We start from the raw sequence: 9165 nt of genomic DNA on the forward strand, positions 1-9165 counted from the left end.
CTTCTTCTCCGTCTTTGTTAAGCACTGAGATATCAAAAATCATGCTCTGAAGAAGATTTTCCTGATTCTCGAGAAGCTTTTCTTTTACAGTGGAATCCACTTTCCGCTCTGCTGCTTTACCGACTTTCTTTACTTGTAATTTTGCCCCCTTCGGAAAGACTCCGGGGTCCGCTTTCACCGTGACGAAAACACCGGAGATTTCCTGTTCCTCGTGAAAAGCTTCCTCCGATTCTTCTACAGCAGACTTCCCTATAAGAGTGGGCTTTCCCATTTCCGATTCTTCCGATATAGCCTTTTCTGTCTCTGCGTCTTCGGATGCAATCTTTTCTGCTTTCCCGTCTTCGGGTGTAAGTTTTTCCACTTCCGCGTCTTCGGATATAGCCCTTTCCGCTTCCGGCTGAACGGTTTCCCTCTTCAGGCTTTCTGCAGAAGCAAGCGTCGTACAGATGCAGGACATAAGCAGAAGCATTGCCAGAATCTTTTTCCACATTCTTTTGTCCATCTTTTCCTCTTTCTTTTCTCATTCAATCAGGGGACAGCAACATTTCTAGAATACTATAAAGCTTAATTTAATTCAATATGTACAGATAATTAAGAAAATCGTTTCAAAATTGCCTTTCTTCATCTTGAAAACCGCATTTCCTCCCGTCTTTTCGCAGCTTGACAGACTACGGCATTTTCGCTATTATCTCTCTGTATGTTTTCAAACTGTCCGTGTCCAGATATTTGAAAACAAGAGAGAATACAAGAATACATTCTATTTTGTTCCCATAGGATTTTGTTTTCCGCGGCAGGAAAGTCTTATGGAAGAAAGGGTTTTAATCATGGCAAATATCAAATCTGCAAAAAAGAGAATTCAGGTAGCGGCACAGAGAAATGAAAGAAACAAGGCAATCCGTTCCGAAGTAAAGACTTACATGAAGAAGGTTTTCACTGCTGTAGAGGCCGGTGACAAGGCAACTGCCGAGACCATGCTGGTTAAGGCACAGAAGAAGATTGCAATGGCACGTAGCAAGGGCATCTACAAGGCTAACAACGCTTCTCGTAAGATTTCTCAGATTTACACAGCTGTAAACAAGATGCAGTAAAATGCACAAAAAGGCTCCCCTATTTTGGGGGAGTTTTTTTATTGCTTTTTTTCGGCTTTGGAATTAGGATAGGGAAAATATCTTTTTATTTTCAATATTTTCTTTACGGCTTCCATGCTTCTAACTTTTCTTTTTCGCATTCTTTTTGCATTCTTTTTGCATTCTTTTTGCATTCTTTTTGCATTCTTTTTGCATTCACAGGTTATTCACTATCTATAATATTTCCCTTAACTTCCTCTACCAAAGGAGCACACTATGTTTCTTTCCCGTCCCCTATTCTTTTTGGCTCTCTTTGCCCTATTGGGAGAATTGATTCTTACTCCCGAAATTCCTTTTTCCTACCGTTTCTTATTCCTTTTTTCCCTGCTGTTTCTATCCCTCTTTCTCTTCCGGAAAAAGAAAAATCGGCTGTTTTTTTGCTCCCTCCTTTGCCTTACTCTGTTTATGCTAAACTTCTATTCCGTAAATCATCGTTACCGGGCGGAAAGGGAAAGTATTGGCTATATCCTTCCTTTACAGGCTGTACTGAGAGGTAAAGTGATGTATGTCGAGGAGCAGGAAAAGAAATGGAAGCTCCTTCTCAGCGCTTGTATCGTAGATACCGCCTTGGAAAAAAAGAATTTTTCTTTAAAGAATGAAGAAAAATATCAAAAAAGAAATGATCTGCACTTTCAAAAGCTGATTCTTTATCTCCCGAAGGAATCCACCGGGGAAGGTTCTATGCCCCTTCCGCTTCCGGGACAAATCTGCTCTGTAAAAGGTCATTTTTTAGAGCTTAGCCCTGCCACCAACGAAGGGGAGTTTTCTCTCCCCTCCTATTATAAGGGGGAAGGAATTTCCGGTGTATTTCAAGCCAAGACTATAGAGCTGGTCCGGGGAGAGTCCTCCCCCTTTGCCAAAGAGTTGTTCACTCTGAAGCAAAGCCTTGGAAACAGAATAGATGCACTTTTCCCTGAAGAGACGGCAGGCTTTTTAAAAAGTCTATTCTTGGGAGAACGCTCAGGAATCACCTTATCGGAAAAAAGCCTCTATCAAAGTGCCGGTATCTCCCATATTCTGGCCATATCCGGCCTGCATCTTTCTCTTCTGGGAGGCTTTTTCTACCGGCTGCTTCGGAAAACAAAGTTATCTTCCCTACTTTCCTCTCTTATCACTTCCTTCTTTCTTTTCTCCTATTTTCTTTTTACCGGTTCTTCCCACTCCGCCTTTCGGGCGCTTTTCATGCTTTTTCTCCGTTTTGCCGCCATACAGCTTGGCAAAGGAAAGGATCTGCTTTCTCAGCTTTCCTTCGCTTTACTGTTTTTACTTTGGCTGAATCCTCTCTCCCTCTATTCCATCGGCATGCAGTGCTCCTTTTTCACCCTCTTTGTTTTCTTTCTTTTAGAAGAAAGACCCGGAAAAGCAGTTCGAAAAAAGAAAGAAAAAGCCCTTTCTAAAATTTGTAAAAAACTTGCGCTTGGCTTTTCCAAGCATCCCTCTCTTCTTTTGAAATTTCCTGCTTATCTTTCCAAGCTGATTCCCTGCTTACTTTCTACTCTACCCCATCGCTTACAAGGCAGCTTCCTTTTTTATCTGGCTCTGCTCCCTCTTTTTTCCTTAACCCAGTTCTCTTTTCCCCTATATGCCCCTTTATTAAACCTGCTTCTACTCCCGCTCCTTCCCTTTTTCTTTCTTCTTGGAGCAATTTCTATCCTTCTTTCCTATCTGCCGGAGCAGGATTTTCTACTTCTTCGTCTTTTTAGCTTTTCCTCCCGATTTCTGCTAAACCTTCTGTTTCAAATTTTTCACCTTTTCATGGAAAAAAGCCTTGCTCTCCCCTTTTCTCAGATTCTCCTTGGGAAAATGCAAGTACTCTCTGTGATGTTGTATTTTCTTTTTCTCTACCTTCTCTTTTTCTTTCCCAAAGCAAAAAGCTTGTCCCTTTTGCTCTCCCTGGGCTTTTTACTTTCCCTTCCTCTCTACCTGCCCAAGCCCCCTAAGGAACTGGAAATTGCCGCCCTTGATGTGGGGCAGGGTGACGGCTTTGTCCTTCGAAAAGGAGCTCTGGTCTTTACCATAGACAACGGTTCCACCAGCAAGAACTTATTTCCGGAACAGATCTTCTTTCCCTATTGTAAGGCTAAAAGAATTCAGCATATCGATTATGCTCTGCTCACCCACTGTGACCGGGATCATATAAGCGGTATACAGGCTCTCTTGGAAAAGAATCCCTCAATAAGTTTATCCCATTTAATTCTTCCTGCCTCCGCCTTGCAGGATCATCGTTATGACTTATTAAAGCGTTTGGCCTACAATCACGGAGCGGATGTTTCTTATTGGCAAAAGGGAGATGAACTGGTCTTTTCCGAACAGGGAATCTGTCTTTCCGCGAAAAAAACTGCTTGGGCAGAAAATCCCTCTACAAGCAAAAAAAGAGGCCCCGATACTAAGGGCCATCAGCTTCATATTCGTTGTTTTTATCCCAATGATTTTTCCTACATCGAAGAAGCCAACGCCCACTCCATAGGCTGCCTTTTGACCTATGGGCATTTTCGTATGCTTTTCACCGGAGATATGCCTAAGGAGTCTGAAGAGGCACTATTGGAAAATTGCAGGGAAGCGGAAGCATCTCCCATAGTCGATGTTTTGAAGCTCGCTCATCACGGCTCCAAAACCTCCTCCTGCCCCAGTTTTCTGTCGGAAACCCGGGCAAAATTTGCCTTATTTTCCTATGGAAAGAAGAATCGCTACGGACATCCTCACAAAAACACTGTGGAAAACTGTCAGAAGTATCGTCTCTTTCCTTTGGAAACCGCAAAGCTGGGAGAAATTCTCATCAAAACAAATGGAGAGCAGTTTGAAATCACTGCTCCCCAAGCTTAAGTATTTTCCAAAGCATCCGGACGCTTAATCACAGCAGCGCCAAGACCATTCTCTCCAATATGACAGGATATCAGTAAGGACAGAGGAGAAATCACTATCTCTTCCTCATAACGATTCGGGAAGGTCTCCATAAGCTGTGCACGAAACTCTTCCGCCTGAGCCAGATTGTCCGTATAGGCTACGGCAATATAGGACTTTCTTGCCTCCGGATCTCCCAGTCGTTCCAGACTGTCCTTTAAGCCCTCAATAATGGCTTCCCGAACCTGTCTTTCCGTCCTTACCTTCTTAAAGGAGTCCAACTTTCCTCCCTTATTGATGGATAGAACCGGTTTAATCTGCAAGAGACTACCGATGGCTGCGGCTACCGGAGTTATTCTGCCTCCCCGCTTAAGATATTTCAAGGTACTTACGCCGATATAAATGCCGTTATCTCCCGCAATGGAATTCAAAAGATGCTGTATAGCCTTCCCGGTGTATCCCTTCTCCGCCAATTCCTTGGCGAAGAGGCAGTGCATTCTCTGGGTAACCGAAACCCCTCTACTATCCGAAACAAATACTCTGTCCAAATAGGGTTCTTCCTGTGAAAGCATCAGAGCCGTCTGGGTGGAACCGGAAAGCCCGGAGCTTAAAGGAACATGAACAATTTCATCATTTTCCAAAAGCAGGGCATCCCAGGCCTTCATCAGACTTTCCATAGAGGGCTGGGAAGTGGACACTTCCTCCCCCTCTGCCAGCTTTTCAAAGAAAAGCTCCCGACTCATATTGATTCCTTCAAAGTACTCCTGATCTCCCATTCGAAAGGGCATGGGAACCACGGTAATCCCGAATATCTCACTTTCTTCCTTCCGTATTCCCGATCCGGAATCTGTACAGATTCCTATTTTCATGAATAACTCCTTCCAGGTACTCTAGCGTCCTTACTTCTAAGCTTCTCTATACTTCCGTTCTTGGCTATACTTCCGGCCTTGACTATACTTCCGGCCTTGGCTATACTTCCGGCCTTGACTATACTTCCGGCCTTGACTACACTTCCGTCCTTGGCTACACTTCCGTCCTTGGCTACACTTCCGTCCTTGGCTATGCTGCCAATCTACGCTATACTTCTTTACTTCTCCAGCAGGCTCTTTCCTGTCATTTCCTTCGGCTTTGGAATACCCATCAAATCCAAAAGGGTTGGAGTTACATCCGCAAGGCATCCCCCTTCCTTCAGCTTTAACGACTTGTCCGCTGCCACAAGGATGAAAGGTACCGGATTGGTGGTATGGGCGGTATAGGGCTCTCCCGTCTTCTCGTCCACCATCATATCCGCATTTCCGTGATCGGCCAGAATGAAGAGATTACCTCCCACTTCCTGCACAGCCTCCACAACCTTTCCCACGCACTCATCCACCACTTCAATAGCCTTGATGGCTGCAGGAAGAACACCGGTATGTCCTACCATATCCGGATTGGCAAAGTTTGCCACAATAGCATCATATTTTCCGGAACGAATCGCCTCTGTAAGCTTCTCCGTTACCGCGTAACAGCTCATCTCCGGCTTTAAATCATAGGTTGCCACATCCTTGGGAGAGGGAACCAGAATACGATCTTCACCGCTAAAGGGCTCTTCCTTTCCTCCATTAAAGAAGAAGGTAACATGCGCATATTTCTCCGTTTCCGCAATACGAAGCTGAGTCTTTCCCAGGGAGGACAGATACTCTCCGTAGGTATTGGAAATATCTTCCTTATGGAAAGCCACTTCCTTATTGGGAATAGTGGGGTCATAGTCGGTGAAGCAGACAAAATATACCTCTTTTCTGGCCCCACGGTTAAAGAAGCTAAAGTCATCATCACAGAAGCAATGACAGATCTCTCTTGCTCTATCCGGACGGAAGTTAAAGAAAATGCAAGCATCTCCGTCAGAAATAAGATGAGTCGCTCCATTTTTCTCGATAACCGTAGGTAATACGAATTCATCAAAAACTTCCTTTGCGTAGGACGCACTGATAGCCTCCTCTACGGAAGACGCCTTCTCACCGATTCCTTGGGTCATCGCCAGGTAAGCCTTTTCCACTCTGTCGTAGTTTTTGTCTCTATCCATAGCATAGTATCTTCCGGCAATACTGGCTACTTCTCCCACACCGATTTCCTGCATTTTCTTTTCAATCTGCATAAGGAAATGCTTTCCGGAATCGGGAGGAGTATCTCTTCCATCCAAAAAGGCATGAAGATAAACCTTCTTCAGACCGGCACGCTTTGCCAGCTCTAAAAGTCCATAAATATGTTCAATGTGGGAATGCACACCCCCGTCGGACAAAAGTCCCATAAAATGTAAGGCGGAGTCCTTTTTCTTGCAATGCTCCACAGCGCCCTTTAAGGCAGCATTTTCAAAAAAATCGCCATCCTGAATAGCCTTGGAAATACGGGTCAATTCCTGATAAACAATTCTGCCCGCTCCCATGTTCATGTGTCCAACCTCGGAATTTCCCATCTGTCCGTCGGGAAGTCCCACAGCCAGGCCGGAAGCCTGTCCTTCCACATAGGGATAGTCCTTTTTCAAATGATCCATCACCGGCGTATTCGCCAAAGCAATAGCATTTCCCTCTTTACTCTTCCGATCTCCGTAGCCGTCCAGGATTAACAAAACTGTACTTTTTTTCATTGCAACGCCTCTTTCTCTATTTCTACTTTTCTCTATACAAAATGTTCTTTGCCATCTTCCTTTTTCTTTCATTTTGCTTGGAAAACAGCGGTCTTAAGGATTCATCCCTAAGCTTAGAGTCTAGCCTAAACTTTTCCTTCCGTCAATGCATGCTTTCACGGATTCTGCCCTCCGGCAATGAAAAAAATATTAATTTTTCTAGTTTCATACAATTCCTTTCTGTCCATATAAGAAAGGAGTATTTCACACATAAAAAAATCCACAATTCTCTTCCTCTTTGTCCGGAAAAGACTGTGGATTTACAAAACAGATACTTACTTTTACTGAATAGAATTTCTGTACTTTTTCTATCAGCTGAAGTACTTTTTAATAGTTGTCAGCCTTACGCTCAAAGTAAGCCTTAGGATGATTGCAGCATGGGCAAGTCTCAGGTGCTTCCTCTCCTTCATAGATGAAACCGCAGTTTCTGCAGTGCCAAAGGGTAGGCTGCTCAGCCTTAAAGGTGGTATCATCCAAGATTCCCTGTAAAAGCTTCAAGAAACGCTCTTCGTGAGTCTTCTCAACCTGAGCAACAAGACGGAACTTTGCTGCAAGCTCCTGGAAGCCTTCCTTTGCTGCAACTTCTGCAAAGCTCTTATACATATCGGTCCACTCATAATGCTCACCGGCAGCTGCCGCCTTCAAGTTCTCCTGGGTGTTTCCGATTCCGCCGCCAAGTCCGGCCAGCTCCTTAAACCACATCTTTCCGTGGTATTCCTCATTGGCCGCAGTCTCCTCTAAGATTGCTGCAATCTGCTGATAACCGTCCTTCTTTGCCTGAGAAGCAAAATAGGTGTACTTGTTTCTTGCCTGAGACTCTCCTGCAAAGGCAGTCCATAAATTCTTCTCTGTTTCTGTTCCCTTATAATTTGCCATGCTACTCTCCTTTCCCGACAAGCATTATCGCCTGCCTAAAAATTGAAACAGAGGAGCGCTCCTCCTCTGTTTCAAGACTCAACCTGCGCTATTACAAAAACATTTTATAATAGCCACAAGAAAAGACAAGTTCTTCCTTTGTACAATCTGCTGTACTTGCCCCAAGTGTTACCAGGACAGGCACTACACTCTTACCAACTGTTGTGCTTAGCTGAAGTATCTCTTCAACAGACCCTGGAATGCCTTACCGTGTCTAGCCTCGTCACGAGCCATCTCATGAACAGTATCGTGGATAGCATCCAAATCCTGAGCCTTAGCTCTCTTTGCAAGATCTACCTTACCTGCAGTAGCACCGTTCTCAGCCTTTACACGAGCAATAAGGTTCTCTTTTGTGGAAGGAGATACAACCTCTCCTAAGAGCTCTGCGAAACGAGATGCGTGATCTGCCTCTTCGAAAGCAGCCTGTCTGTAGTAATCACCTACCTCAGGGTATCCCTCTCTGTAAGCTGCTCTACTCATAGCAAGGTACATACCAACCTCACAGCACTCTCCCTCGAAGTTAGCTCTTAAATCCTTCTTGATATCCTCGGAAACATCCTTAGCTACTCCGATTACATGCTCTGCTGCCCATGTAAGCTCTCCGCTCTGCTCAACGAACTTGTCGCTGCTAGCCTTACATACAGGACACTTTTCAGGAGCAGTCTCTCCCTCATACACATAACCACATACTGAACAAACCCAAGTCTTCATAACTTCTCTCCTTTTCCGCCTTTTTTTAAGGCAAATGCTCAAACTCAACTTATTTTTGTGAATCCTTGAAGCCCTCCAAAGCTCCACATTCATCACATATTCCTCGGAACACCAAATCATGACCTGTAATGGCTCCCGGAATATACATTTCCGCCTCCGAATCCAGTGCTTCCGCAACCTTCATAGGAATGTCATAAACCTTCCCGCATCTCTCACATACAAAGTGATAATGGGGTTTTACGGTAGGATCGAAACGATCCGCTCCTGATACGAAGCTAAGTTTCCGAATTTCTCCTAAATCCGAAAGTAACTTTAAGTTCCGATATACCGTTGCCAAACTGATGCTGGGATCCTTTTGGCGTAGTTCTGCAAATATTACATCTGCAGTAGGATGGTCTTCATGCTCCCTAATCTGATCCAGTACCTCTGCACGCTGTCGTGAATAATTCATCGGCCGTCCTTTCTTTTATTGCTTTGTCTTTCAAAAGTTCCTGAGGCTTTCAAAAAACAAAATTGATAATTACTATCAACATGGCATACTATAATCTCTTTTTTTGTCCTTGTCAACGGATTTTGAAAATTTTTTTGTTTTTTAAAAAATACTGAAAGTTAGTTCCATCTAACCACAATCGCTCCTTATATCCTTTGATTTGCCGGGAAAAGATTGCTACAGAATCGTGCAAAAAAAGAAGTCACCATAGTTAAACTATGATAACTTCTTTCTATAGACATAATAATCCATTCTATTTTTAAGTGGGACTCCACCGGAAGAAAAGAATCAGCAGATGAACCTTGCCTCTTCTTTTTTCTTTCAACTCCAATGGTCTTAAAAATACTATAAAGCTTATCTAAGGAGAGAAAGAACTCCCTGTGGCTGCTGGTTAGCCTGAGAAAGCATAGACTGTGCAG

At 43.9% G+C, this 9165-nt stretch carries 8 protein-coding genes and 1 pseudogene; 2 read left to right on the top strand and 7 right to left on the bottom strand.

Annotated features, from left to right (window positions below):
• Positions 1-502, bottom strand: a pseudogene (locus tag RDQ32_RS10085) (PspC family transcriptional regulator); the annotation flags it as partial.
• A gap of 322 nt (positions 503-824) precedes the next feature.
• On the opposite strand from RDQ32_RS10085, the gene rpsT reads away from it, so the two are divergent.
• A complete protein-coding gene (gene rpsT, locus RDQ32_RS10090; RefSeq protein ID WP_040649565.1) occupies positions 825-1088 on the top strand; it encodes a 30S ribosomal protein S20 in 264 nt (87 codons plus the stop codon).
• A 255-nt stretch (positions 1089-1343) separates the two neighbouring features.
• Complete coding sequence (locus RDQ32_RS10095; protein ID WP_308580346.1) at positions 1344-3950, top strand: DNA internalization-related competence protein ComEC/Rec2; 2607 nt, start codon at positions 1344-1346, stop codon at positions 3948-3950.
• Here the strand turns inward: RDQ32_RS10095 and RDQ32_RS10100 are convergent.
• The 6 genes from RDQ32_RS10100 to RDQ32_RS10125 form a co-directional block, all read right to left on the bottom strand.
• Entirely contained in the window at positions 3947-4837 is an 891-nt protein-coding gene (locus tag RDQ32_RS10100; RefSeq protein WP_308580347.1) for a DegV family protein, read from the bottom strand. The two genes, RDQ32_RS10095 and RDQ32_RS10100, sit on opposite strands and share 4 nt — an antisense overlap.
• A gap of 218 nt (positions 4838-5055) precedes the next feature.
• A complete protein-coding gene (gene gpmI / locus RDQ32_RS10105; RefSeq protein WP_308580349.1) occupies positions 5056-6591 on the bottom strand; it encodes a 2,3-bisphosphoglycerate-independent phosphoglycerate mutase in 1536 nt (511 codons plus the stop codon).
• Positions 6592-6957: 366 nt separating this feature from the next.
• Positions 6958-7506 (bottom strand): rubrerythrin, encoded by a 549-nt coding sequence (gene rbr, locus RDQ32_RS10110; protein ID WP_308580350.1) that lies wholly within the window; start codon positions 7504-7506, stop codon positions 6958-6960.
• Between the two features lie 207 nt (positions 7507-7713).
• Positions 7714-8256 (bottom strand): NADH peroxidase, encoded by a 543-nt coding sequence (locus tag RDQ32_RS10115; protein ID WP_183683332.1) that lies wholly within the window; start codon positions 8254-8256, stop codon positions 7714-7716.
• A gap of 49 nt (positions 8257-8305) precedes the next feature.
• A complete protein-coding gene (locus RDQ32_RS10120) occupies positions 8306-8707 on the bottom strand; it encodes a transcriptional repressor (protein WP_183683333.1) in 402 nt (133 codons plus the stop codon).
• A gap of 185 nt (positions 8708-8892) precedes the next feature.
• On the bottom strand, positions 8893-9165 hold a 273-nt coding region (locus tag RDQ32_RS10125), incomplete at its 5' end, for a hypothetical protein (protein ID WP_308580352.1).

Source organism: uncultured Oribacterium sp. (assembly GCF_902481605.1).
Lineage (GTDB): Bacteria > Bacillota > Clostridia > Lachnospirales > Lachnospiraceae > Oribacterium > Oribacterium sinus.

What these genes read in the sequence shown, in the direction of transcription:
- rpsT (WP_040649565.1), top strand. Translation starts at nt 825, where the DNA reads ATGGCAAATATCAAATCTGCAAAAAAGAGAATTCAGGTAGCGGCACAG.
- RDQ32_RS10100 (WP_308580347.1), bottom strand. Translation starts at nt 4,837, where the DNA reads ATGAAAATAGGAATCTGTACAGATTCCGGATCGGGAATACGGAAGGAA.
- RDQ32_RS10120 (WP_183683333.1), bottom strand. Translation starts at nt 8,707, where the DNA reads ATGAATTATTCACGACAGCGTGCAGAGGTACTGGATCAGATTAGGGAG.
- gpmI (WP_308580349.1), bottom strand. Translation starts at nt 6,591, where the DNA reads ATGAAAAAAAGTACAGTTTTGTTAATCCTGGACGGCTACGGAGATCGG.
- rbr (WP_308580350.1), bottom strand. Translation starts at nt 7,506, where the DNA reads ATGGCAAATTATAAGGGAACAGAAACAGAGAAGAATTTATGGACTGCC.
- RDQ32_RS10095 (WP_308580346.1), top strand. Translation starts at nt 1,344, where the DNA reads ATGTTTCTTTCCCGTCCCCTATTCTTTTTGGCTCTCTTTGCCCTATTG.
- RDQ32_RS10115 (WP_183683332.1), bottom strand. Translation starts at nt 8,256, where the DNA reads ATGAAGACTTGGGTTTGTTCAGTATGTGGTTATGTGTATGAGGGAGAG.